This window comes from Nocardia sp. NPDC102475, from assembly GCF_055584605.1.
In genome coordinates, this window is sequence record NZ_JBVJLS010000014.1 from 47,191 (window position 1) to 70,486 (window position 23,296).

General features: G+C 64.8%; 20 protein-coding genes. 6 read left to right on the plus strand and 14 right to left on the minus strand.

Annotated elements, in window-relative coordinates; translation table 11 throughout:
- Positions 1 to 4: 4 nt before the first annotated feature.
- Positions 5 to 691: a GDSL-type esterase/lipase family protein gene (locus tag ACZ60G_RS24670; RefSeq protein ID WP_465812642.1), complete on the plus strand. Its 687-nt coding sequence runs from the start codon at positions 5 to 7 to the stop codon at positions 689 to 691.
- 240 nt (positions 692 to 931) lie between these two features.
- Here ACZ60G_RS24670 and ACZ60G_RS24675 read toward each other — a convergent pair whose 3' ends face one another.
- Positions 932 to 2,296 (minus strand): ABC1 kinase family protein, encoded by a 1,365-nt coding sequence (locus ACZ60G_RS24675; RefSeq protein WP_465812644.1) that lies wholly within the window; start codon positions 2,294 to 2,296, stop codon positions 932 to 934.
- Positions 2,297 to 2,525: 229 nt separating this feature from the next.
- Here ACZ60G_RS24675 and ACZ60G_RS24680 point away from each other — a divergent pair, with 229 nt between their 5' ends.
- On the plus strand, positions 2,526 to 3,305 hold the full coding sequence (locus ACZ60G_RS24680) for a GntR family transcriptional regulator (RefSeq protein WP_465812646.1): 780 nt from the start codon (positions 2,526 to 2,528) through the stop codon (positions 3,303 to 3,305).
- Between the two features lie 112 nt (positions 3,306 to 3,417).
- On the plus strand, positions 3,418 to 4,368 hold the full coding sequence (locus ACZ60G_RS24685) for an oxidoreductase (RefSeq protein ID WP_465812647.1): 951 nt from the start codon (positions 3,418 to 3,420) through the stop codon (positions 4,366 to 4,368).
- Positions 4,369 to 4,375: 7 nt separating this feature from the next.
- Here the strand turns inward: ACZ60G_RS24685 and ACZ60G_RS24690 are convergent, their stop codons facing one another.
- From ACZ60G_RS24690 to ACZ60G_RS24715, 6 genes are all read right to left on the minus strand, one after another.
- Entirely contained in the window at positions 4,376 to 4,549 is a 174-nt protein-coding gene (locus ACZ60G_RS24690) for a hypothetical protein (protein WP_433523634.1), read from the minus strand.
- A gap of 142 nt (positions 4,550 to 4,691) precedes the next feature.
- Complete coding sequence (locus tag ACZ60G_RS24695) at positions 4,692 to 5,816, minus strand: NAD(P)H-dependent flavin oxidoreductase (protein ID WP_465812650.1); 1,125 nt, start codon at positions 5,814 to 5,816, stop codon at positions 4,692 to 4,694.
- Between the two features lie 217 nt (positions 5,817 to 6,033).
- On the minus strand, positions 6,034 to 6,777 hold the full coding sequence (locus tag ACZ60G_RS24700; protein WP_465812652.1) for a class I SAM-dependent methyltransferase: 744 nt from the start codon (positions 6,775 to 6,777) through the stop codon (positions 6,034 to 6,036).
- A 53-nt stretch (positions 6,778 to 6,830) separates the two neighbouring features.
- Positions 6,831 to 8,186 (minus strand): WS/DGAT/MGAT family O-acyltransferase, encoded by a 1,356-nt coding sequence (locus ACZ60G_RS24705; protein ID WP_465812654.1) that lies wholly within the window; start codon positions 8,184 to 8,186, stop codon positions 6,831 to 6,833.
- A 143-nt stretch (positions 8,187 to 8,329) separates the two neighbouring features.
- Complete coding sequence (locus ACZ60G_RS24710) at positions 8,330 to 8,977, minus strand: class I SAM-dependent DNA methyltransferase (protein ID WP_465812656.1); 648 nt, start codon at positions 8,975 to 8,977, stop codon at positions 8,330 to 8,332.
- A gap of 110 nt (positions 8,978 to 9,087) precedes the next feature.
- Positions 9,088 to 10,017, minus strand: coding sequence for a DMT family transporter (locus ACZ60G_RS24715; protein ID WP_465812657.1), 930 nt, complete (start codon positions 10,015 to 10,017; stop codon positions 9,088 to 9,090).
- 155 nt (positions 10,018 to 10,172) lie between these two features.
- Here ACZ60G_RS24715 and ACZ60G_RS24720 point away from each other — a divergent pair, with 155 nt between their 5' ends.
- Positions 10,173 to 10,628 (plus strand): DoxX family protein, encoded by a 456-nt coding sequence (locus ACZ60G_RS24720; RefSeq protein WP_465812659.1) that lies wholly within the window; start codon positions 10,173 to 10,175, stop codon positions 10,626 to 10,628.
- An 80-nt stretch (positions 10,629 to 10,708) separates the two neighbouring features.
- On the opposite strand, the gene ACZ60G_RS24725 is transcribed toward ACZ60G_RS24720, so the two are convergent.
- From ACZ60G_RS24725 to ACZ60G_RS24740, 4 genes are all read right to left on the minus strand, one after another.
- Complete coding sequence (locus ACZ60G_RS24725) at positions 10,709 to 12,367, minus strand: cutinase family protein (protein WP_465812661.1); 1,659 nt, start codon at positions 12,365 to 12,367, stop codon at positions 10,709 to 10,711.
- 285 nt (positions 12,368 to 12,652) lie between these two features.
- On the minus strand, positions 12,653 to 14,458 hold the full coding sequence (locus tag ACZ60G_RS24730; RefSeq protein ID WP_465812663.1) for an alpha/beta fold hydrolase: 1,806 nt from the start codon (positions 14,456 to 14,458) through the stop codon (positions 12,653 to 12,655).
- Positions 14,458 to 15,048 carry a TetR/AcrR family transcriptional regulator gene (locus tag ACZ60G_RS24735; protein ID WP_465812665.1) on the minus strand — a complete coding sequence of 197 codons (591 nt, stop codon included), beginning with the start codon at positions 15,046 to 15,048 and terminating at the stop codon, positions 14,458 to 14,460. Before ACZ60G_RS24735 ends, ACZ60G_RS24730 begins: the two co-directional genes overlap by 1 nt.
- 46 nt (positions 15,049 to 15,094) lie before the next feature.
- The gene (locus ACZ60G_RS24740) at positions 15,095 to 16,360 is read right to left on the minus strand and encodes an MFS transporter (protein ID WP_465812666.1); all 1,266 of its coding nucleotides are present in this window, start codon (positions 16,358 to 16,360) and stop codon (positions 15,095 to 15,097) included.
- A 113-nt stretch (positions 16,361 to 16,473) separates the two neighbouring features.
- Between ACZ60G_RS24740 and ACZ60G_RS24745 the strand changes: the two genes are divergently transcribed.
- Positions 16,474 to 17,421: a LysR family transcriptional regulator gene (locus ACZ60G_RS24745; RefSeq protein ID WP_465812668.1), complete on the plus strand. Its 948-nt coding sequence runs from the start codon at positions 16,474 to 16,476 to the stop codon at positions 17,419 to 17,421.
- Here ACZ60G_RS24745 and ACZ60G_RS24750 read toward each other — a convergent pair.
- Complete coding sequence (locus tag ACZ60G_RS24750) at positions 17,397 to 18,281, minus strand: alpha/beta fold hydrolase (RefSeq protein WP_465812670.1); 885 nt, start codon at positions 18,279 to 18,281, stop codon at positions 17,397 to 17,399. The genes ACZ60G_RS24745 and ACZ60G_RS24750 overlap by 25 nt on opposite strands.
- A gap of 59 nt (positions 18,282 to 18,340) precedes the next feature.
- Between ACZ60G_RS24750 and ACZ60G_RS24755 the strand changes: the two genes are divergently transcribed.
- Positions 18,341 to 18,907 (plus strand): CGNR zinc finger domain-containing protein, encoded by a 567-nt coding sequence (locus tag ACZ60G_RS24755; protein ID WP_465812672.1) that lies wholly within the window; start codon positions 18,341 to 18,343, stop codon positions 18,905 to 18,907.
- A 121-nt stretch (positions 18,908 to 19,028) separates the two neighbouring features.
- Here ACZ60G_RS24755 and ACZ60G_RS24760 read toward each other — a convergent pair whose 3' ends face one another.
- On the minus strand, positions 19,029 to 22,127 hold the full coding sequence (locus tag ACZ60G_RS24760; protein WP_465812674.1) for a replicative DNA helicase: 3,099 nt from the start codon (positions 22,125 to 22,127) through the stop codon (positions 19,029 to 19,031).
- Between the two features lie 706 nt (positions 22,128 to 22,833).
- On the minus strand, positions 22,834 to 23,286 hold the full coding sequence (gene rplI / locus ACZ60G_RS24765) for a 50S ribosomal protein L9 (RefSeq protein ID WP_387286879.1): 453 nt from the start codon (positions 23,284 to 23,286) through the stop codon (positions 22,834 to 22,836).
- Positions 23,287 to 23,296: the final 10 nt, after the last annotated feature.

Here is a 23,296-nt window from a genome sequence, read left to right on the forward strand (position 1 = left end):
CCGAATGACCACAGCGATCCTAACGGGCACCACCGGAATCCGTGCCCCGGCGGTAGCCGGGCTCTGGTCCACGGCGAGTAGTTGCGAGGATCACCGGGTGTGGAACGACCTACGCGTGTGCTTCGTCGGTGATTCCTTCGTCGCGGGTGTCGGCGACCCGCAGTGCCTCGGCTGGGTCGGCCGCCTGGCCGCCCAGACGTACGCGAACGGCCAGCCGCTCACCACGTACAACCTGGGTGTGCGGATGCAGACCTCGACCGAGATCCTCGGCCGCTGGCGTACCGAATGCGCGCCCCGATTTCCGGTCGGCTCCGATGCTCGTTTGGTCGTCTCGTTCGGCGTCAACGACACCACGTTCATCGAGGGACGGCCCCGAGTCACATCCGAGCAATCGGCGGCCAATCTGTCCGAACTGCTCACCCAGGCCGCCGAGCTTCCGGTCCTGGTCGTTGCGCCGCCGCCCATCGATGACGCTGAGCAGAATGCCAGGACCGCCGCGCTCGACGAACATTTCGCCGAGATCTGTGCTGCCGCAGCGGTCTCCTACGTACGCGTCCATCAACCGCTGCGAGACAGCGCGGTATGGATGCGCGAGGTGCGCGCGGGTGACGGCGCACATCCCGGCGCGGCAGGTTACGACGAATTGGCCGCGCTCATCCAACCGGCCTGGCGAGAGTGGTTGGCGCGCTGAGCAATCCGTGCGAATGCCGACAGGCGGGTGGTGATCAGCCGATCGAGCCCCGCGATGGTCGGCATCTACCCATCGCCAGAAGTCGGAATCGTCGGAGGTGAACGGTGGGCCGCGAACCCAGTGAACGCCGGAAGTTCATCGACGCCGGAATGCCTCCGCCGGGAGCTACGGCCCCACTGTCTGAGACGTGATGTCTCGGGCAATTTCGTTCCTTCGTCCGAGCAGGTCAGCGCGTTGTACTCAGCTCACAGACATTCGGCGCGCATCCGCTTCGGCGCGCTTTTGCCGAGCCACCGCCAGATCGACCGGCAATGCGCCCTCCTCGACGGGCCGAATCACCAACTCGTGCAGCGTCGGATGCCAGCGCCCGACCTCGTCGCGGAACGAACCCTCGGTCTCCAACTGACCGATCGCACCGATCAGCGTCAGCATCGATCGCGCGAACGGCGTGAAGCGCGCGGGCATGGTGCCCTGGCGCAGGGCATTCGACAGCCGCGGATTCGTCACTCGCAGTACCTGTTTGCGCAGCCAGCGCATGGTGAACCGGTAATTCGCGTGCCGGAAGGGTTCGATGCACGGCGCGACCACATGGAACAGATCCTCGGCATCGAGCACCCGGCCCGGTTCGCAGAAGCCGTGCCGGCGTGCCGCCGCCTCCAATTCCGCGGGGCCGCCGTTGAACAGCGCATCGCAGTAGTCGAAGGCGAATTCCTCGAAACCCTCGGTCGGCCACGGTGTGCAGGCCCCGAAGTCGACGACGCCGAGTCGCCCATCCGGTAGCACCCGGAAATTGCCGGGATGCGGATCGCCGTAGAGCAGACCACTGCGGATCCAACTGGAGGCCATGAACCGAATCAGCTGCATGCCGGCCCGATCCCGTTCGGCGCGGGTACCGGTGGCGATGACGCGCGGCAGCGGCGTGCCGTCCAGCCATTCGGTGACGAGCACATCGCCGCGCTGTTCGATCACCCGCGGAATGTAGAAATCCGGATCATCGGCGTAGGCCGCCGCGAAGATCCGCTGAGATTCGGCCTCGGCCGCATAGTCGAGTTCGTCGAGCACACAGGCGCAGATCGCCTCGGTCACGCCTTTGACATCCGCACCGGGCACGAAAACCGTTGCCAGCATGGAGATCCGGCGCAGCTGATCCAGCTCGTTCGCGACCGCCTGCTTACCGCCGGGATACATCACCTTCACCGCGACCGGCGTACCGTCGCGCCATACCGCGCGATGCACCTGGCCGAGCGAGGCGGCGGCCGCGCGCCGATCGTCGAATTCCCGGAAATGCCAACGCCAGTTCTCCCCCATGCTGGCGACCATCGCCGCGTGCACCGAGCGCGGGAGCATCGCGGGCGCGGAATCCTGTAGCCGACTCAGCGCGATCTTGTACGGCTCGGCGAGATCCGGCGGAAGTGCGAGTTCGTAAATGGCAAGCAGCTGACCGAGTTTGGCGGCACAGCCCTTCAGCTCGCCGAGTACCTCGAACATGTGCTGTGCGGTGCGCATCTGGATTTCGCGATCGACCTCACCGGCCGGTCGGCCCAGCGCGCGCTTACCAACGCCCGCGGCGTGCCGACCCGCGAAAGCGACCGGCAGCGCCGCCAATTTCGCAGTGCGAACCGCCGTGCGAACAGGAGGTTTACCGTTCGACCTCATCGCGAAAATGCGTGCACGTCTAGTTGTCGAACTCTCGGCCGATCGACCGTCGCCACGCGGAATTGTCATGACTCACCTCACACTGCACGCTGACCAGTGTTACACAGGTGCAGTCTCGCACAGGAGGGCATAGACTGTCTGGGACGTATTCGGAACCGAGTCGAAAGGTGGCATCTCGATGGGATCCCAAACGGTAGTCGCCGACGTTGCCGATGAGCTGGCACGCCGGGTTGCCGCGGGGGAATATCAGCCGGGGGATTTGATGCCGTCGGTCCGTCAGGTCGCGGAAGAGTTCGATATGAACCGCGCGACCGCGCAGTTGACCCTCGGTCGGCTGGAGTCGTACGGATTCGTCGAGGCGCGACGCGGCAAGGGGTTCACGATCCGCGATGTCCGTGAGGCGGGCGGCATCGATGTGTATCGGCACCTGTTCCGGTTCTCGGTTCCGATGCCCGATGTGGCCATCGAGATGTTCCACGACATCGTCGAGGTGGAGCGCGGCATCGTCATGGAGGCGCTGCTCGCCTACACCAGCAGCGACCAGGAGATCGACCCAGCTGAACTCAAGGCCGAGATCGATGAACTGGAATCGCTTGCCCGACAGGATGTTCCCGACTTCCAACAGATCCTGGCCATCGAGGTCGGCCTGGTCCGCCGACTGCTCACCGCACTCGGGCTGAGCATGCAGCGCGCGATCATGAACTCCATCGGCGAGATGGTGCTCGAGGTACCCGAGGCCGTCGAGGCCTTCTTCGCGGGTGCGGCGGATCTGCATGTATTGGTATGGCGTGCGCTGGTCGCGGTGTGGGATTCCGGTTCCGGTCCGTCCGATGCGCAGCTCGCGCTGTTCGAGGATCTGTTCGGGCTGTATCACGACAAGGTGATCGCCCGGTTCGAGGAATTGCTCGATGTCGGGGCCGAGGGCCACGAGGATGCGGAGCACGCGGCAACCGCCTGATCGCTCCTCGATTCTTCCGAATTCACTGTCTGGGTCATTTTGGCTGCCCATGCTCGGCCGGGTCTTCGGTGGCATCGTCGGGATCTGCGCTTGATCAACCAGGAGTTTCTCTGTGAAATCGGTACCAATCCTGCCGCGCCGCTGGACTATTGCGGATATCGCGGATCAATCCGGCAAGATCGTCGTTGTCACCGGCGCCAATAGCGGCCTAGGCCTGCGCACCGCCGAGGCACTGGCGAGCAAGGGCGCGCATGTGCTGCTGGCCTGCCGCAATCCGCAGAAGGCCGCGACGGCACTGGATGCGGTCACCACGGTAGCCACCAGGGCCAAACCCGAAGTGCTACAGCTGGATCTGGCAGATCTGGCCTCGGTCGCGCGGGCGGCCGAACAGATCAACGACACCATCGGGCAGATCGATCTGCTGATCAATAATGCGGGCGTGATGGCGGTACCGCGCTCACGCACGGCCGACGGATTCGACGCCCAATTCGGCACGAATCACCTCGGGCACTTCGCATTCACCGGTGGTGTGCTGCCCGCGCTCCTGCGCGCCGAACGGCCGCGCGTGGTGACCGTATCGTCGGTGGCCGCGTGGGTCGGCGTGATCAACTGGCTCGACCCGAATTGGCAGCGGCTCTATCTGCGCTGGCCCGCCTATAGTCAGTCCAAACTGGCGAATCTGCTGTTCACCGCCGAACTCGAGCGCCGGGCCCGCGCGGCCGGTTCCGACCTGCGCGCGGTGGCCGCGCATCCCGGAGTGTCGGCGACCCATCTCTACGACAGCAACGGTGAGAAGGGTGTGCGCGGCGTCTTGGCGGCGATCCCGCAGGCGATCCTGTTCGCGCTGGCCCAGTCCGACCGCATGGGCGCATTGCCGCAGCTGTACGCAGCCACGGTGCCGGAAGTGCGCGGAAACTCCTATGTGGGACCGGGTTTCGAGCTCGCCGGATATCCGCGGCGGACACTGCGTAATCCGCTTGCCTACCGGCGCTCGACCGCGCGCAAACTGTGGCAGCTCAGCGAGCAGTTGACCGGTGTGCGTTACGACTTCGCGGTGACCTAGATAGATATCAATGCGGTGCCGCGGCGAAGGCGGCGAGGACCAGTGAGCTCACGATCGCGACCGCAAGTACACCCAGCACCACCAGATTTCGCCGTTGCGGCAGATCGGCATGTACCAGATTCGGACATTCCGGCTCATTATGTCCGCGACTTCCGCACCGAGGGTTGGTGCAGGGATACATGCCGACCTCCCAAGACTGACGCGAGCGCTCGCACTGTAGCAATGCGAATCATCTGTATACCGCGTGCGCCGACGAACGGCTACCCAGCCACGGGAGGACGAAAACGCCGCCCCGACCGGTCGGGGCGGCGTCGAAGCGCCTGCTACAGAGCGCTATTGAGCTTGTTCAGGCGGTCGCACGCCTCGACGTATTCGTTGATCAGCCGGGCGATCACATCGGCGGAGCGCTCCACCTTGTTCATCATGCCGACGACCTGACCGACCGGATTGAAGTTCACATCCTTGGCGGCTTCCGGATAGCGATGCCCGCGCTTGACGCCGTCCAGAGCAACCATCATCTGCAGCGGCATGGGCAGCGGATCCGGATTCTCCGGCGCCTCCCAGGCCTCGGTCCAGTCGTTCTTCAGCATCCGGCACGGCTTGCCGGTCCAGGACCGCGAGCGCACGGTGTCCTGGCTGGTGGCTTCGATGTAGGTCTGCATCTGGGCGGGCGGCACATTCGCCTCCTCGACGGTCAGCCACAGCGAGCCGGTCCACGCACCCGCGGCGCCCATCGCCATGGCCGCGGCGACCTGACGACCGTTGCCGATGCCGCCGGCGGCCAGCAGCGGCATATCGCCGATGGCGTCGACCACCTGCGGCCACAGCACCATCGAGGAGATCTCACCGCAGTGCCCGCCGCCCTCGGTGCCTTGGCAGACAACGAAATCCAGGCCCGCGCGCTTGTGGTTGAGCGCATGCTTCACCGAACCGCACAGCGCGCCGATGAGCCGCCCGGAGCCCTGGATCTGCTCGACCACATCCGGCGGCGGGGTGCCGAGGGCATTGGCGACCAGCTTGGCCTTGGGATGGCGCAGGATCACCTCGATCTGGGGTGCGACAGTGGTCGCGGTCCAGCCGAGGAGTTGGTTGTGGTGCTCACCGTCGGGCAGATGCGGGACATTGTGCTCGTTGAGCAGCTTCTCCGCGAAGTCCCGGTGCCCCTGCGGAACCAGTTCCGCCAGTTTGGCTTCCAGCTGTTCGGGGCTCAGGTCATCGATCCCCTTGCCCTCGTACTTCGACGGGATGACGAGGTCGACGCCGTACACGCCGTGCACATGCTCGTCGAGCCAGGCCAGCTCGACCTCCAATTCCTCGGCGGTGAAGCCCACCGCACCGAGCACGCCGAGTCCGCCGGCATTGCTGACCGCGGCCGCCACATCGCGGCAATGGGTGAAGGCGAAGATGGGGAATTCGATCCCCAGCCGGTCGCAGATTTCGGTACGCATGGCGTGCTGGTCTCCCTACTTGCTCAGCAGCCGGATCACAACGGCTGACGAGTGCTGGAACGGGTTGCATATTTGGTCACCGGCCCGCGCTGCCGATTCGACCGACTGCCGCAGATATCGCCATGACGCGGCGGTAGCTTCGTCGACAGGCGCGGACGCCTGACATCGAATGTAACACGTTCTAGTTTTCTCGGGGTAGCTGTTCCAGCCGACCGGATCAGAGTTCCGCGGTGACGAGCCGGTAGCCCAGGTCGAGGTGGGATTTGTCGAGCAGCTCGGCATGCCGGATGGACCACGCGTCGGTGGCGAGATCGTCGCGGAGCCGGTTCAGTCCGTCCTGTAGCAGTGCCGCCGGAGTCATCGCCAGCATCGACATTCCCGAGCGCACGGTTTCGTCCAGATACGCCTCGGGTCGCCGCCAGTACGCGCCGCCGAAGCCGTCGACGCAATCGTGCGGGACCGGGATCGGGGTGATCGATACGTCGCCGAGCAGGGCGGTGAGGCGCGGAAGTGGGACTGCCAGGCGCGCATCGGTTACGGCCGCCGCGGGCAGATGGTCACGGACCAGCCAGAATTCGCGGTAGACGGTGTGGTCCCAGGTGAGGATGACGATGCGGCGGCGGGCGATCCGTTTCAGTTCGGCAATGCCGCGATCGAGGTCGGTCCAGTGGTGCACGGTCAGGATGGCCAGGGCGGCATCGACGGCATCGGTGTGGATCGGCAACTGCTCGGCGACCGCCTGTACCGCGGGTGCGGCGGCGGGTGGACGTTGCGCGATCATCACCTCGCTCGGCTCGACCGCGATCACAGTGCCGATCGGTTCGTACGATCCGCTGCCCGCGCCGATATTGGCGATCGAATTCATGCCACGAACCGCGTCATCGATGACCGCGGCGATGCGCGGATCCGGTTGCCTGGTCCGCGCGTACGTCCGCCCGGTGTGGTCGTAAAGAGTCATCATCGCCCCGTCGCCTGCCTCAGCTTATCGACTGGCGACGTGGGCGATTCGACTCCTCAGGTGGCTGACTGCTCCAGTTCGGCCAGCGAATTCTCCAGGTGGTCGAGCAGGCTGTGCAGTCGCGGCACGCTGCGGCGGCAGCCCACGAGGCCGAAGTCCAGACTGTCCACATTGGTGGTGAGGGTGATATTGACGGCCTGCCCGTCGAACGGAATCGACATCGGGTAGGAGGCGTCCAGGCGCGCACCGTTCCAGTACTGCGGTTCCTTCGGGCCCGGGACATTCGAGATGACGATATTGAACGGCGGATTCGTGAACGACAGCATGCCGGGCAGCAGCGTCAGTGCCAGCGGGCTGAGCATCAACCCGGATAGCGCCATGGTCTGGATGGGCGAGAGCGAGTTGTAGACCTCTTTGCTGCGGCGCATCGATTCGCTCACCACGCGCAGCCGTTCGATCGGATCGGCGATATCGGTGCCGAGATTGCACAGGATCGCGCCGACCTTGACGCCACTGGCCTCGGCATCGTCCTCATCGGCCCGCAGCGAGACCGGAACCATGGCGATCAACGGCTTGTCGGGCAGCGCATTCTGTTCGATCAGATACGCGCGCAACGCACCGGCCGACATCGCGAGCACCACATCGTTGACGGTCGTGCCGGTCGCCTTCTTGACCTGCTTGACCCGCTCCAGCGGCCAGGACCGGACCGCGCACCGGCGGGCGCCGCCAATCGGCACATTGAACATCGAGCGCGGCGCCTCGAAGGGCATGGTCAACTGTTGCTGCACCAACGCGGCGCGCGCGACCCGCAGCGCGGCGGGCCCGGAATTGGCCGCCGACAACAGATTTCGCGCGAGCCCGCCCAGCATCGAGCCCGACGGTTCGGTCTTGCGCTTCGACCGAGGCAGGTTCCACGGCACGCGTGTTTCGCTCGCCGTGGGATCGTTGGTGAGCGTGCGCTGCAGCACTCGCTGCGCGGTGACGCCATCGATCAGCGCGTGATGCATCTTCGAGTAGAGCGCGAAGCGGCCGTCGTTCAGGCCCTCCACCACGTGGATTTCCCATAGCGGGCGGTGCCGGTCGAGTAGGGCGCTGTGCAGGTCGGAGGCGAGTTCGAGCAGTTGATCGAAGCTGCCGGGACTCGGCAGCGCCGACCGACGCAGGTGATATCCGAGTTCGACGTCCTTGTCCTGAGTCCACGCCAGCTGCGGTGCGCCGAGCCAGGTTGCCGGGCGCTTGCGGAAGGTGGGGTGGAATTCGTTGTCCGCCAACAATTTCTCGTGGGTCAGCCGCGCGAAATCGGGCCCGGCGTCCTCCGGCGCCTCGAATAGTTGTAGCGAACCGACGTGCATCGGATGCTCGCGAGATTCGGCGAGCAGAAATACGGCATCGATCGGAGAAATGAGCTCCATGGTCTGTCGCCCCCTGACGACGGTGTGGTGCTGAGGTCTTGGTGAAAGGAAAACGACCACGATGTCGATAAGGGCCCGCACAGCCATGTCCCCTGTGCGCTGTCCCCAACCTTACTGAAAGGTGCGGATTCGCGTTCGCCGAATCAGCGATCCTTGACCAGGAGCAGGTACGCCTGGCGGCCCCGCTCCCCGGGATCCGGTTCCCGGACCAACCGGGCGATCGGCGTGAAACCGGCCTGCTCGGCCAGCGTGGCGAGCCGATCCGGTGACCATCGGTAGGCGGTTGTCACCTTGTGGTCGAACGGTTCCGGATCCTGGACATCGGCTGCCTGGAAGAACGCGAGCAGTGCGTGCCCTCCTGACTCGAGTACCCGATGAAACTCCGTTAACACAGCGGGCATTCGTTCGGGCGGCAAATGGATGATCGAGTACCACACGAGAATTCCCGCGAGAGTGGCGTCGCCGATATCGAGGTGCTCGAGCGAGCCCTCCTCGAAGTCGAGTGTCGGATACTTAGCCCGCGCCAATTCGAGCAGCCGCGGTGACAGGTCGATCCCGAAGATATCGAGGCCGAACCCGGCCAAGTGCGCGGTCATTCGGCCTTCACCGCACCCGAGGTCGGCCACTCGACCGTCGTGCACCAGTTCCGCGAATACGCCGAGCATGGCGCGGTCGAACGGCTGTGTTGCCAGGTGATCTTTGGCGAATTCGGCGTAGCGGATGGCGTTTTCGTCGTAGGCGGCGCGGGTGTGCGCCACGTCCGCGGGATCGGTTCGACTGTTCGCTGTCACTCCGACATCATTCCACTGCGAAGCCCCGCGACAGGTATGCGGCGCAACGGTTTGTCGAGGTGCAGGGCCGTATCGGCGGCACCGGTCCGATTTTCAGCGCGTGCGGGCGCTCAGGACTGGGCGATCGGCGTCGCGGCCGGTTCGTCGGCGGCGCGGGCGTGGGCGGTGCCGAGGATCGAGCCGAGAATGACCAGCGGGAAGCCGATGCCCATGCCGATGGTCAGCGGTTCGTCCAGCAGGGTGACGCCGAGCAGGATGGCCACCGCGGGATTGATGTAGGTGATGACCGTGGCGCGGGCCGGGCCGACCTCGCTGATCAGCGCGAAGAACACCAGGAACGCCGCGGCCGTGCAGATTGCGGCCAGCCCGAGCACCGACCACGACGCGTCGGCGGTGAAATGTGCTGGCCGGCGGAGTGCGGCGAACGGTGTGTAGATCACCGCCGCGAGAATCAGTGATCCGGTGACCACGCCGAGCGGCGGCAGGTCGGCGAGTGCGCGGTTGATGATGATCGGGCCGATGGCGTAACCGATGGTGGTAAGCCCGATGGCGCCGATGGCGGCGGGCTGTGTCAGATCGATATCGAAGCCGACCAGCGCAGCGACCCCCGCGAATCCGATGATCAATCCGGTGGTGCGGCGCGCGTCGAAGCGATCGTGTGCGAAGGAGTACTTGGGCCACACTTTTGCGCCGAGACCCTGAATGGGTTTGGCCAGGATCACCACTCCGACCAGCGGAACCGCGGCGATCAGTAGCCCGACGGTCGAGCTGTTCAACGTGGTCTCCGCGTACCCGATCAGAAACCACGGCCCGGTGATCTCGACCAGCGTGTACAGCAGCAGCGGGCGCCAGCGCTCGAGCACCGGTGCGAGTGTCTTGGTGTAGAGCGCGATCGGCAGCAGGATCAGCGCGCCAAGAAAGGTCCGTCCGAATGCCACCGCGATCGGGTCGAAATCCTCGACCGCGATCCGGATCATCGCGTAGGGCACGCCCCAGATGACGCCCATCGCCAAGAACAGCACCCACCCGCGCCGCGTCATCGCTTCACCATCTCGCTCTGCTCGCTTCCGATCGAATCGGAGCCTATACGAATACATCCCATCACGGGATGGCTGGAACGAGCGATGAATTCGGCGATCAGGTCTCGTCTGTACCGGTGCAAGATCCGATACCCGTCCTCGGAAGGACTCATATCATGACCGCTGAGAGCACCGCCGAGGTCGGCGCGAGGCCCGGCCGTTCCCTCAATATCAGCTTGTGGGTGCTGCAAGTCCTGCTTGCCGCGTTCTTCGCATTCGCCTCCGCTACGCCGAAGCTCATCGGCGAGTCCAGCGCGGTCGAAGGCTTCGATTTGATCGGGGCCGGCGACTGGTTCCGCTACTTCGTCGGCGCCGTCGAGCTGGCCGGTGCGATCGGCCTGGTCATCCCGCGCCTGTCGGGACTGGCCGCCATCGGCCTGAGCCTCACGATGATCGGCGCCGCGTACACCAACGCCTTCGTCATCGACGGCTACTGGCCGGTCTACACCCCGCTCATCCTGCTGGTGCTCTTCGTCTTCATCGCCTGGGGGCGTCGGGACGAGACCAAGCGGCTGTTCGATCGAGACGCCTGGGGCTACCGGCAGGTGCTCATCCGACGCCTCGACCGCTGAAAAGAGGCGCAGGCCCGCGACGGCGTCAGCCGTGCGGACCTGCGCGCGATCGCCGTTGCGGCCCTGCGCTCCTGGCCGGGTCAGGGGTGACTCGACCCGCTGGTGGTGGTCGGTGCCGCGGATTGCGTTGTCGTGGTGGTGGATTCGGTGGTGGTCGGCTTCGGGGGCTGAGTGGTCGTGGTGGTCGAAGCCGGTGGTGTCGTCACCGCCGGTGTGCTCGGCGGCTGCGCTGTGGTGGTCGTCGGCTGGCTGCTGACTTCCGTCTTCGCGGGGGCGGCGGTGGTCGTCGTCGGTGACGGGGTTGTGGTTGTGGTCGTGGTCTTGCTCGGTTCGGGCGTCTTGGTCGTCGAGGTCGCTGCCTGGTAGGCGGCGGCGAGATCGGCCGACTCCGGCTTGGCGGTCGTGTCGACCGGCTGACCCGCCTGGGCCTGCTTCGCCAGATGGGTGAGCCAGGCGGCCGCGTACTCGGCGGATGTCAGCGGCTTACCGTTGTTCGGGTCGGCGTCGCGCCAATAGTCGAAGTGGTGACCGGTCGCATTGGGACCGAGCGTCTGCTGGTAGGGGTCGCTCATGATCACCGGGATGGTGTTCTGGTTCGTCACGATGAGACCGATGATTTCGTTGAACACCTTCTGCGGCAGATAGGCCAGCGGGGACATCTGATTGGCCGAGATCGCTTCCGCCTTGGCCGGAGTCTGCGACGTCTGTCCCGGCTTGTATTCCGGATCCGAAACCCTCAGCAGCACTTGCAGAAACGTCTCATCGCTCTGCATCCAGTTCGGCTGCGACTGGATATCAGCGAATGCCGCCAACGCGATTCGGCCGAGGACAACGGCGACGTCCTGTCCGGTCGCGGGGGTGAGCCCGTCGCGTTCCAGTGCATCGACATTCAACTGCCGACCCACATTCACCACCAACTGCAGCAGTGAAATGTTCTGCGGTGCCGAGCACGTGAGGTCGCCATCGGAGCAGAACGACGCGATCTTGCCGTTCAGCGCACCGAAGTCACCGCTGGTGCCGGGCAGTGCACCCTGGCCCGACGTGGCTTTCGTGCCATTCTGATACTTCTGGTCGAATCCGTCGGGGTTGCTGTACGGATCCTTCGAACCCGGGAACGGACCGTCGCCCGCCGAACGTCCGGCATCGGCGAGGATGACGACACCGACGACATCGGCCGGATCGACGATGCCGTAGCCACCATCCTGATCGGCGGTCTGATGCCCGATCGTCATGGCGACGCGGCGCACCACATCGGCGCCCTCGCTGTAGCCGACGATCGAGAACTTGGTGTCCGGGCAGGCCTGCGAGATTTCCCGCATCACCTGTTCGGTATTCGCGACACCCGCGTTGACGGCATCCTCGTAGGTGTCCATATTCGCCGGATAGGCGATGTAGACAGCGGCATACGAGCCGGGATCGACATCGTCGGCCGGTGCGTTGACGACCGGATCGACCCATTCGCTGCTGTGATCACCGGACAGCGCGGCGGGCAACTCCTCACCATTGGCCCCGACCAGCATTTTCGTGGTCGCGGCGTCGGGCGTATCCCGACGCCCGGCGACCGAGATGGTCACCATGTCGTGGCACTCCGTAACGGATGCCCGCAGGCGCGTATCGACGGTCTCGTGCGTCGATGTCAGCGCCATCGAAGCGGCGACAATCGCCACCACTCCCAATGACGCGGGCGCGACGATGGCCGAAGCCATGCGACGGCGCGCGAAGAACTCCCGAAGAGCCATGTCCCGTTCCCCAATCCAAAACCGACAAGTGGACGGACAGGCCCCCCGACAGGCCGTGTGTCTTGAAGGACGTCGGACTCGAGGGCCGAATCGTTACGCGGGCTGACAAAAAGTTACGTTAGGGCCAAGTTGTATGCCACTAATTAACGGCCCGCTTGATATAGCTACGCTGGTCAACGGCATGGTCGATTGGTGGTTCTGCAGTGTCAGCGCCGATCCGCTTACTCATCGGGCATCCTGGGTTTCGCACTTCGGGGCCGAGCACTGGAGGTCCTTGCGAATCTGTCACCGCATGAAATGGACCGTCGGCTCCGCTCCGGCAATAGCACGCGCCAGTTCGTCGGGGTGTGTCAGTTGTGGATGATGGGCGGCTCCGTCGATGGTGCTGAATTCGGTCCGGGGCAAGAGTGGTTCGAACAGTGCTGGATCGAGCGGGTCCGCGCTTCCGGTGATCACGTGTACCGGTCCGGGATATCGCGTGAGCTTGTCGGCGAGTTCGCTGCGCCAGCGTGCGTTCGTCGTTGCGGCGAACAGTGTGGCGACGTTGGCCGCGACCTTCGCGCGACGCAGATCCTGGACGCTCGATTGCAGAACAGCCGCGTGGCCGGTCGAGCCGGTGAGCTTGTCGGACCAGGCGTCCGGGCTCATCCGACGCAGATACCACCGGGTCAGGGGTCTGGCCCGTGCTGAAAGCCCAGCGCTCGGCTGGAGAAAGAATGGAGCGACCAGTGTGATCGATCCGACCTCGTCCGGATGCGCGGCCGCGGCCTCGACCACTGCGGCGGCGCCGATCGAGTGCCCGACCAGGTGCGCGCCGGGTGATCGCTCGAGCAATGCCTCGAGCCATGCCTGCCACTCGTCTCGACCACCCGCGGACATCCCGAGGCCGGGCAGGTCCAGCACCTGGGCGTGACCGACGGTCGCCGCGACCGGAGCCCAGGTGTCGGCATTGACCGGCAGGCCGGGCAGTATCACGGTGGGCGCGTCGGGCTCGCCGATCCGGAATGTTCGGACACCGGCGTATTCGTCGAAAGCCCTTGCGGCACTGCCGGTTCGAGCGGTCCCGAACCGATGTGCGGCGAGATGGTCGGCCCAGCGCAGGATCGTAGGTGTGGTGTCGGGCATATCGAGGCCATGCCTGCGGGCGAGTTCGTGTGCCGAGTCCGTGGGGTATCGGTCGGTGGACAGGAAGGTCAGAGTCTCCGGGTCGGCTTTCGTCAACGACTGCGGAAGGCGCTGCACCAGCGCGACCGGGATGCGCGTGCGCGGTACCGGCACTCGGTAGTGCCGGCCGACCTGCGTCAGCAGAGTCGGGAGCGCGGGCGTGGCGTCGTCGAGCACCCAGTACGCCGCACCGGCTGTGGCGGGATCGGTTGGGAGCAGGGTCATGAAGCGGGTCAGGTAGTCGACCGGGATCACCGGCACGAAGGTGCGGGAGTTGCCCGGCAGTGCCGCCGCCGTGCCTTGCCAAATGTCTTTCAAGCTCGCCGCGAGGCCCAGTTGCTGATCGGATTCGCCGGTGCCGCTCGGACCGATGACGGTGGGCGGGTTGACGATCGACCACGGCACGCCGAGTTCATCGGCGGCGGCCTGGAATACCGCATCGCTTTCCACCTTCGATGCCTCATAAGCGCCCAGGTGACGATGGGTTCGTTCCACCCGCTCCGGGCTCCACGGAACGGTGGCCGGGTCCTGACCGCCGACTCGGTAGCCGGAGACGTATACGAGCCGGGACAGCTGTGGCAGCCGCGCGGCGAAGGACGCCACCGAGCGGACGCTGTCGACATTGCCGTGCCGCGCCTCGTCCTTCGTCATCCCGAATCGGTAAGCGCCGGCGCAGTTGTAGATCTCGGTGACATCCGCCCACGCCGAATCCTCGCCCTGGACAAAGGGATCGGCGTCGAAGTCGACAATCAGCTCGCCCGGCGCCGTACGGCATCCGTGATCGGCCAACCATGCGGCAAGCTGGGTGAACGATTCTCTGCTGCGCACCGCGGTGGTGACGCGGACCCCGGCCTGCTCCAAGGTGAGGATCAAATTGCGACCGATAAAGCCGGTCGCGCCGAAGACGAGCGCGTGGCGGGTGGTCATCACGCCACCGCCCCTGGCTGGTCGAGCAGGGCCGCCAGCAGCTGTGCCGTGCTGTGCAACGGCTCCACATCGCGTTTGGCGCGCGCCACGATCACCGCACCCTCGACCGCACTGACCGTCGCCGTCGCCAGCGTACGTGCCGCCGCCTCCGAATGCCCTGCCGCGACCAGGTATTCACGCAGCGGCCCGATCCACGATTCGAACGCCGCCGCGCACACGGCCCGCAGTCGTTCGCTGTGCGCGCCCATCTCCAACGTGACCACCGAAACCGGGCAACCGAGCTGAAAATCGCTGTCCGCGACCAACCCGGCCAGCACCTCCACAACCCGTCGAATCACCTCCCCCGGCGAGGCCCCGGCCCCCGCCGTCTCGTCCAGCAAGCTCCGGAATCGCTCGGCCGCCAGCTCGATCGCCTTCTCCCCGAGTTGCTCCTTGCCCTCCGGAAAGTGGAAGTACAACGACCCTTTCGGCGCCCCCGCATGGTCCACAACCGTGTTCAACCCGGTACCGCTATATCCCCGAGCCTGGATCAACTCCAGCATCGACTCCACCAACTGCCCACTCGTCTGAGCACCTTTGGATGTAACCATGAATCCCAGAATAGACCGGTCTATAGATTTTGCAAAGGTTGTCGGATCATGCCCGCGCGCTGTCATTGGAGAGAACCGGCTCTTCATGCGGCGGGATCGGTTGGGGCGTGGCCATTTGCCGCGGCAGCAGGAAGGGCGTGGCGAGCAGGAGAACTCCGGCCAGCGCGATTGCCGCACGCGGGCTGGTCAGTTGTGCCAGCAGACCCCATGTCACGGTGATTGCCGCGATGCTGATGCTGCTGGTGATCGACCACGCGGCGAGGACCCGGGCGTGGCGATCGGTTTCGGTGTTGTTCAACCGATAAGCGGCGAAGACCGCGTTGAAAATGCTGATGCAGATGATGAGCCCGAACTCGGTGACCATCACGATCACCAGCCCGGCCGGGCCTGGCCGGATGAACGCCAGCCCGAGCGGCCAGCAGGCACGTAGCGTGCCGAAGACCCGCAGCACCGTCTGTTCGCCGTAGCGGGAAGCGATGCGGCGAGCGAGTCGTGATCCGATCAGGCCACCGATACACGGAACAGCGAAGGCCAGTCCGTACTCCCAGACCGGGAACTGCAGGTGCGCGAGCATCAGCACCGACAACAGCGGCTCACCGGCCATGATCAGCCCGTTGACCAGCATGGTGTTGACGAAGAACCGGCGCAGCGTGTGATGGGTGAGGATGTAGCGCCACCCCTCGACGATGTCGCTCGACCGGCGCGTTCGGCTCTTCCGCAGCGGCGGTGGCTGCTCGGGTTCCCTGATCGCGGTGATGCCGAGCGCCGAGAGTAGGTAGCTCACCGCATCGATGACGACGGTGGTCACCGGACCGAGCAGCCCGATAGCCGCGCCACCCACTGGCGGTCCGATGACCGTGGCCGACCATGTAGTGGACTCGAAACGGCTGGTGGCCACGAGAAGTCGGTCGGCGGGGACGACGGTCTTGAGGTACGCGCCACTGGCCGCGGTGAACGCGATCTTCGCTGCCGCGGTGACGATGGAGACCACCAAGAGTTGCGCGAAGGACAATCCACCCAGGCAGTAGGCGAGCGGTATGGATGCCAGTGCTGCGAAGCGGATCACGTCCGTGGCGATCATGACCGGCCGCTTGGCACGAAACTCCATCCACGGCCCGAGCGGAACCGCCAGCAGTGCACCGATCGCCAGCCCGGATGCCGACAAGGTCGCCACTTCCGCCGAACTGGCGTTCAGCACGGTGATGGCGACAACCGAAAATGCCCCGAACCCGAGCCCGGTCCCGTAGGCGCTGACCGCGTAGGCGGCCCACAACCATCCGAACGTCCGACCCGGTTTCGCGCTCCGCCACATATTCCGCACTCCCTCTGTTGTCAGGGAGATTGAAGCCGGTCGATGGGTGCTGTCACCAACAACGAATCGAGCGGAGTGTCACAACTTTTCGTTGTGGGAGTAGGTTTTCGCTCGTGGATCTCGATGCGGTTCGTACCTTCGTCGCGGTCGCCGAGACCGGCCAGTTCCAAGCCGCTGCCGACGATCTGCGAATCACCCAGCAGGCCGCGTCGAAACGAGTAGCCACGCTGGAACGAGAACTCGGAGTCCAGCTTTTCGCGCGGATCGCCAGGGGTGTGCGGCTCACCGTCGACGGGCAAGCATTGCTACCGCATGCCCGCGAACTACTCCGTGCCGCCGAACGCGCGACCGCGGCCGTGACTCCGGGGCGCAGGGCCCTTCGGATCGACGTCGTGGCCCGCAGGATCGCGCCCTCCACCATCCTGCATGCCTTCTACCAGCAACATCCCGATATAGAGCTCGATGTCGTCACCCTGACCAACTTCGACGCGGAGTCAGCGCTGGCCGAGATCAGCGCGGGCACCATCGACGCCACCTTCAGATCTCTACGCCACCTCGAAGTCCCGAGCGGACTCCGGGCATCCCGCGTCATCGACGACCGACACGAACTCCTCGTCGGCCCACGGCATCCACTGGCGAACGCCAAGACGGTGACGCTGACCGAACTCACCGATCACCCGATCTGGATGCTCGGCATGTCCGACGCCGAACCGGTCGGCTACTACAACGATTTGGCGACCGCGTTCGGACTGAACATCGTCACGATCGGCCCGAGCTTCGGCATCGAAGCGCTCCTGGCCGAACTCGCGGATTCCACCCAACTCGCCACCTTCGTCGGCGAAGGTTCCCGATACCTCTGGCCGGAAAGCTACGACCTACGCCGCATCCCCGTCGTCGACCCGACCCCGGTCTACCCACTTTCCGTGATCTGGCGAGCAGACAACGCACATCCTGTCCTCGCGAACTTCCTCGAGTACCTGCACACCAGGTACCAGACGACTTTCGACGACGACGTATGGACCCCGGATTGGGCGCCCTATCCGAAGAATTCGCACAGGTGAGCTGCGACGAGATCGGGCTGTTCCTCGGCGAGATAGTGGCCGCTGTCGGGGATTTCGATGGCGAGCACGTCGGTTGCTCGCTCGGCGAGACTGTCGAGGATGTCGGTGTGGCCCGGAAAGTGCAGTGCGGCAACGGGTATCGTCAGTTTCGGGTACGTCCGGCCGTCCTCGATGTCCTGGGTGAAACTCTGATACCAGCCGTTGGCGGCGCGGATCGACTCGGGACGGGAATAGGCGCGTGCGTACACCGCACGGGACTGTTCGTCGATGGCGTCGGGATTGCGCAGATTTCGATGGCACAGGTAGTCGACCAGGTGCCTGCCGCGCCCGGCCAGGAGTTGTTCGGGTAGTTCGGCGACCTGATTGAAGGCGAACCACCATCGGTGCCGGGCCCGTTCCGCGGGACCGGGCAGCAGGCGGAAGTCGTAGAGCCGATCATCGGGATGCGGCTCCTCCAGCAGCGCCAGCCTGCGCACGGTTTCCGGATGGTTGGCGGCGAGGCTGAAGGCGACCATCGAGCCGATATCGTGTCCGGCGACGTCGACCGTCGAGTAGCCGAGATATCGGACCAGTTGGTGGATATCCTCGGCCATCGTCTTCTTGTCGTAACCGTGGTCCGGAGTGTCCGAGGCGCCCATACCGCGCAGGTCGACGGCGATGACCCGGTGATGACGCCCGAGCAGCGGCATGATCTTGCGGGCCTGCCACCAGGTTTGGGGCCATCCCGGCAGAAGTATTACCGGCGAGCCCGTACCGCCCGCGACGTAGTGCAGCCGAATGCCGTTGATCTGGGCATGGTGGCTGCGAAAGTCTCCCGAGAGGGACTGTGCCAGTTGCGCATCCGTGACTTCGTCGGTCATGTGAACCACTTTAACCGGTTCCTTTCGAACCGGTCGAAGCGGTTCCATACACTGAGGTCGTGCGTCTATTTCGTGAAGGATCCGGTCGAATCTGCCTCGACTACGTGCGGACGTTGCGCCACCGCGGCTCGCCTGCCGAGGCCGAAGAGTTGACCGATCCAGCGGCGCTGACGGCATGGGGCGTGCAATTCGGACCCTGGGACCGGGTCGCCGCGACACCTGACATTCACGCCGTCGAGTCCGCGCGAACGTTGCGGGAGGCCATTTTTCGGGTGGTCGACCTCGCCCGCACAACCAAGGGCCCGGTACATCCGTCCGACCGGGACCGCGCCGTCATCAACAAGGCGGCGAGCCAACATGTTCCGATCCCGAGACTCGACCGGCGCGGAGAATTGCAGTGGACCGCGCCCGACCCGATCGCGGCGGTCTTGGCGACAGTCGCCCGGGACGCGCTGGATCTGGTCACCTCGCCAACCGCCGCCCGAATACGGCGATGCGCGGGCGAAAGCTGCCAGGCCTACTTCGTCGACCTGTCCCGCCCGGGAAGCCGACGCTGGTGCTCGATGGATACCTGCGGCAATCGCGCCAAGAAGCGAAACCTGCGGGCCCGGGAAACATCGGAGTAGCAGCGGCACCGCTATGGCCCAACCGAATGCGGCTATGGGGGCCTACGCGCGCCGATATGGGCAGGACTTCTGGGCCGACCTGGCCGAATATCCGCGCCGGCGTGAGTCGTTCGACCGAACGTCAACCACGGGCCATATCGACGAATCGAGACAAGTGCAGCTGGTGTGCAACAGTGATAGTCGCTGTCGGCCCATTACGGTGCTTACCAACAATCAAATCGGCCTCACCACCACGCGGATCGTCGCGCTCGAACGCATCGGGTCGATGTAAAAGAATCACCATATCGGCATCTTGTTCTAGCGAATTGTGCGCCGAAATGCCTTGTGCCACAAAGTTATGTGTTCCGGGCACCGTGCCGTCGTAGACATCCTGCTCACCTAGGCTGGTGATTTCGACTATTTTGTCCCAGAAGACGTCGTTCGTCGCGAACATCTCGATGTCGGCGTCATCGAGGACGGCGGCGACTCGGGCCAGGCGGGCGCGGCTGGGGGAGTGCTTCCACATGGCGGAGCCGCAGAAACGCGAGCCCATCGCGGCGGAGAATTCGCGGTGGGTCATCTCCTTGGCGGACAGCAGGCCGCGGACCTTGGTCCAGACCTCCTTGGGGACCGTGTCGACATTTGTGTTGCGTGCCATCGGTTCCAGTTCGGTCAGTGCCGATTCCGCGGCGCGTCCTCGGGCGCCGTGGACACCGATGTCACGCAGGAAGATGCTCTGGTTGTCCGCGCCGTCGACGGTCAGATGCCAGCAGTCGCGGTAGCCCGCCTTGGGCACCCTCTTGATACGTCCGTGCACACCCAGCCGAAGCAGGAGTTGGGCCAAGTCATCGATGAGGCGGCGGCTGGTCGATGCGTAGTACACGCGGGCTTGGCGACCCTTGGCATCCCAGCGGACCGAGCCGTCGGTCGCCCAGAGGTGGCGCAAAAATAGCGCGATCTGGTCGTTGGGGAGGGCGAATACCTGCTGGGGGATGAACTTCTCGTAGCTGCGCAAGCCGAACAGACCGAGCTCGTCCAACCATGCGGCGATGGGATTGCGCTTGCCGTGGGTCAGCCGGCCCGGAGCACGCAGTCGCAATGTTGTGACACGGGCCGCGGCATACTCGTCACGAACCGCGGTGACGCCGAAGTGAGTTGCCGCTTCAGTGACCGCAGTGAGGTTCTCCTCGTCGATGCTGGCATAGCGGATCGGCTGTCGTTTCACGCACGAGCCGTCGCCGATCATGTGCGCTAACAGAATTATCTCGGCGTCCGCCATCCGGGTCGTATGCACCGGTTCCGGAACCAGACGCGGAGTAGCGATGCGATCGTCAGTGGTCAACTTCTCCAGCGCGATCCAACCGTCGACGGTCAGGAACGGGTGGTTGCCGGTCGCCTCGACTTCACGCCCGGAGGCGAGTCGCAAACGGAATACTTCTTTTCGACCGCTCGGGAACACCTTCACCATCGGGCGCGCCACCATCCGCATCCGCTCGTCCAGCGACCAGACGAGCGGCTGCTCACCGCTGGCAAGCAACTCACCGAGAGTCGTCTCACCGCCGGTGTCGGCGCGCAGAATTCGAGTCGAGGCAGGCATGCAACCGGATTCGCGCAGGTCGGACACCATGGGGCGCTTATCGGTTCGCTGTTCCGGACCACGGTTCAGCTGACTGATCGCGATTACCGGGACCTCGAGTTCCTTGGCGAGTAGTTTCAGGTTTCGCGAGAAATCCGAGACTTCCTGCTGTCGGGATTCGACCTTTTTACCCGAGGTCATCAGCTGGAGGTAGTCCACCACAACGAGTTTCAGGTCGTGGCGTTGCTTCAGCCGCCGCGCCTTGGCGCGAATCTCCATCATGGTGAGATTGGGCGAGTCATCGACGAACAGTGGCGCTTCACTGATCTCACTCATCCGGCGAGCCAGTTTCGTCCAGTCGTCGTCACTCATGCGTCCGGACCGCATATCGCCCAGCTTGATCTTCGCCTCGGCCGACAGCAGACGCATGACGATTTCGGTACGGCTCATCTCGAGCGAGAAGATCACGCTGGCCAGGCCGTGCTTGATCGAGCAGCTGCGCATGAAGTCCATGCCCAGGGTCGAATTGTGAGTCGGCACCATCGTCGCGCCGGCGAGGTACAGGTGGTCGGCATTGTCCACCTCGACACATCGGACGGGGACGGTGTCGATCTTTCGAACATCCACAATGTGCCGGGCGTTCGAACGAGCGGTGGTCGGTACGAGATGGTTCGGGCTGTCGTCCGTGAGATGCACGCTGTGGACGATTTCGCCGGTTGTGCGTACGGCGGCGACGCGAGCACCAGCTGACCCGGCAATGGTGAGCCACTGATGTTGCTCATCGGCGACGATCACGGTGCCGTCGGAGAATTCGACCTCGTAGCACGGCCTTTCGGCCAGCACCTCGGTGGCCGCGACGACGCGGGTTGCGCGGCCGGTGGTGTCAAGGAGTTCATCGCCGACTCGGACTTCGCCCATGGTGGTCCAGCCGGACGGGGTGGGCAGGGGAGTGTCCAGGGCGAGGGCCTTGCCGACGCCGGGGCGGGCGGCGACGATGATCATTTGGCCGGGGTGCAGGCCGTTGGTGAGTTCGTCGAGTTCGGTGAAGCCGGTGGGGACGCCGAGGGAGATGCCGCCGCGGGAGGCGATGGAGTCGATTTCGTCCATCGTCGGCTGCAGGAGTTCCTCGAGGGGGAGGAAGTCTTCGGTGGTGCGGCGCTCGGTGACCTCGTAGACCTCGGCCTGGGCGCGGTCGACCACCTCGGCGATGTCCTGGCCGTCGGCGCCCGCGTAGCCGTATTGGACGATGCGGGTGCCTGCCTCGACGAGGCGGCGCAGAATCGCCTTCTCCGCAACGATTTCGGCGTAGTAGCCCGCATTGGCGGCGGTGGGGACGGTCTGGGTGAGGGTGACCAGATAGGGCGGGCCGCCGATGCGCTTGAGTTCGCCGCGGCGGTCCAGACCCGCGGACACCGTGACCGGGTCGGCGGGTTCGCCGCGGCCGTAGAGATCGAGAATGGTGTCGTAGACCGCTTGGTGGGCAGGGCGGTAGAAATCGCCGGGGCGCAGCACCTCGACGACGTCGGCGATCGCGTCCTTGCTCAGCAGCATGCCGCCGAGTACGGACTGCTCGGCCGCCATATCGTGCGGGGGCTGCCTGCCGAAGTCCTCCCCGGGCGGTTCGGGCGGATAGTCCGTATGCCCGCGGTCATCGGTGGTGGTCACCAGACTCGACCGTCCTCTCTCGCCACTTGCAGGTCGTTCGAAAACGCCTACCCGCCGACCCTATTGATCACTCGTTGTACTCCCGGGCTCCGACACATTCGGCAGCGCACCGCGGTCGAGTGACCTCATCAGAGGGTCTCACCTGCGGTTCCAGCAAACCGCCACGGCAGGTGCCGAATCATGCCGTTCCGGGTGGTGCGTGCATGATGCTGCGACGAACCTAGGCGACCCGATGGGCAGTCGCCAAACCGCAATGTGCACACACCTGTGGATAAGTTGGGGACTGTTTACCTGGCGTTGTGCACCCCCTGTGTACAACTTGGGGAAAACCCAGGTCGCACCGTTCAAATACGCTGATAGATATCGATTTCTTGATCTATCCACGTGTGGATGAATCAAGTGCGGCGTGTCGGTCTAGTTGAACAGCCGGGCGTGTTGTAGGTAAACAGCGTGTTTCAGAGATATGGCGTAGATCACATTGCGTCTGGTTGGTTTTCTTGGCGATCCACAAGCCGAATAACCGGTGGTAGAGCCGATAGCAGCGGGTTGCCGAGAATGGTCCAGATCACCGTTTCGCCCTTTTCGCAAACAATTGGCTATTTCACCGACAGGCGTAGCTCACTCAGGCTCCAGCCAACATGGGATCGATGCCGGACAGTCGAAAGCCACCCTTGTGCCGAAACACAAGAGTGGCCTTCGAATGAACTCAGTTAGCCGCGACCTGCAGGTCGAACTTCGCGACGACATCGGGGTGCAGGTGCACCACGACATTGTGCTTGCCGACCGACTTGATGTGCGACTTCGGCAGCTCGATGCTGCGCTTGTCGACGACCGGCCCGCCGGCCGTCTTGATGGCGGCGGCGACGTCGGACTGGGTGACCGAACCGAACAGCTTGCCGGTGCCAGCGGTCTTGACCGACAGCGAAACCGCCGCCAGGCCCTCGATGGCCTGCTTCAGCTCGTTGGCGTGATCCAGGTCGCGCACCTTGCGCGCGTCCTGCGCCCGACGGATGCCCTCGACCTGCTTCTGCGCGCCACGGGTGGCCACGATCGCCAGGCCGCGGGGCAGCAGGTAGTTGCGGCCGTAGCCGTCCTTGACCTCCACGGTGTCACCGGGGGCACCGAGGTTGTCCACATCAGCAGTAAGAATCAACTTCATTGCGATGCCT

Excerpts from the sequence above, each read along its gene's own strand:
- ACZ60G_RS24680 (WP_465812646.1), top strand. The coding sequence starts at position 2,526 with ATGGGATCCCAAACGGTAGTCGCCGACGTTGCCGATGAGCTGGCACGC.
- ACZ60G_RS24700 (WP_465812652.1), bottom strand. The coding sequence starts at position 6,777 with ATGATGACTCTTTACGACCACACCGGGCGGACGTACGCGCGGACCAGG.
- ACZ60G_RS24725 (WP_465812661.1), bottom strand. The coding sequence starts at position 12,367 with ATGGCTCTTCGGGAGTTCTTCGCGCGCCGTCGCATGGCTTCGGCCATC.
- ACZ60G_RS24740 (WP_465812666.1), bottom strand. The coding sequence starts at position 16,360 with ATGTGGCGGAGCGCGAAACCGGGTCGGACGTTCGGATGGTTGTGGGCC.
- ACZ60G_RS24720 (WP_465812659.1), top strand. The coding sequence starts at position 10,173 with ATGACCGCTGAGAGCACCGCCGAGGTCGGCGCGAGGCCCGGCCGTTCC.
- ACZ60G_RS24715 (WP_465812657.1), bottom strand. The coding sequence starts at position 10,017 with ATGACGCGGCGCGGGTGGGTGCTGTTCTTGGCGATGGGCGTCATCTGG.
- ACZ60G_RS24670 (WP_465812642.1), top strand. The coding sequence starts at position 5 with ATGACCACAGCGATCCTAACGGGCACCACCGGAATCCGTGCCCCGGCG.
- ACZ60G_RS24690 (WP_433523634.1), bottom strand. The coding sequence starts at position 4,549 with ATGTATCCCTGCACCAACCCTCGGTGCGGAAGTCGCGGACATAATGAG.
- ACZ60G_RS24735 (WP_465812665.1), bottom strand. The coding sequence starts at position 15,048 with ATGGTTACATCCAAAGGTGCTCAGACGAGTGGGCAGTTGGTGGAGTCG.
- rplI (WP_387286879.1), bottom strand. The coding sequence starts at position 23,286 with ATGAAGTTGATTCTTACTGCTGATGTGGACAACCTCGGTGCCCCCGGT.
- ACZ60G_RS24695 (WP_465812650.1), bottom strand. The coding sequence starts at position 5,816 with ATGCGTACCGAAATCTGCGACCGGCTGGGGATCGAATTCCCCATCTTC.
- ACZ60G_RS24730 (WP_465812663.1), bottom strand. The coding sequence starts at position 14,458 with ATGACCACCCGCCACGCGCTCGTCTTCGGCGCGACCGGCTTTATCGGT.
- ACZ60G_RS24750 (WP_465812670.1), bottom strand. The coding sequence starts at position 18,281 with ATGACCGACGAAGTCACGGATGCGCAACTGGCACAGTCCCTCTCGGGA.
- ACZ60G_RS24705 (WP_465812654.1), bottom strand. The coding sequence starts at position 8,186 with ATGGAGCTCATTTCTCCGATCGATGCCGTATTTCTGCTCGCCGAATCT.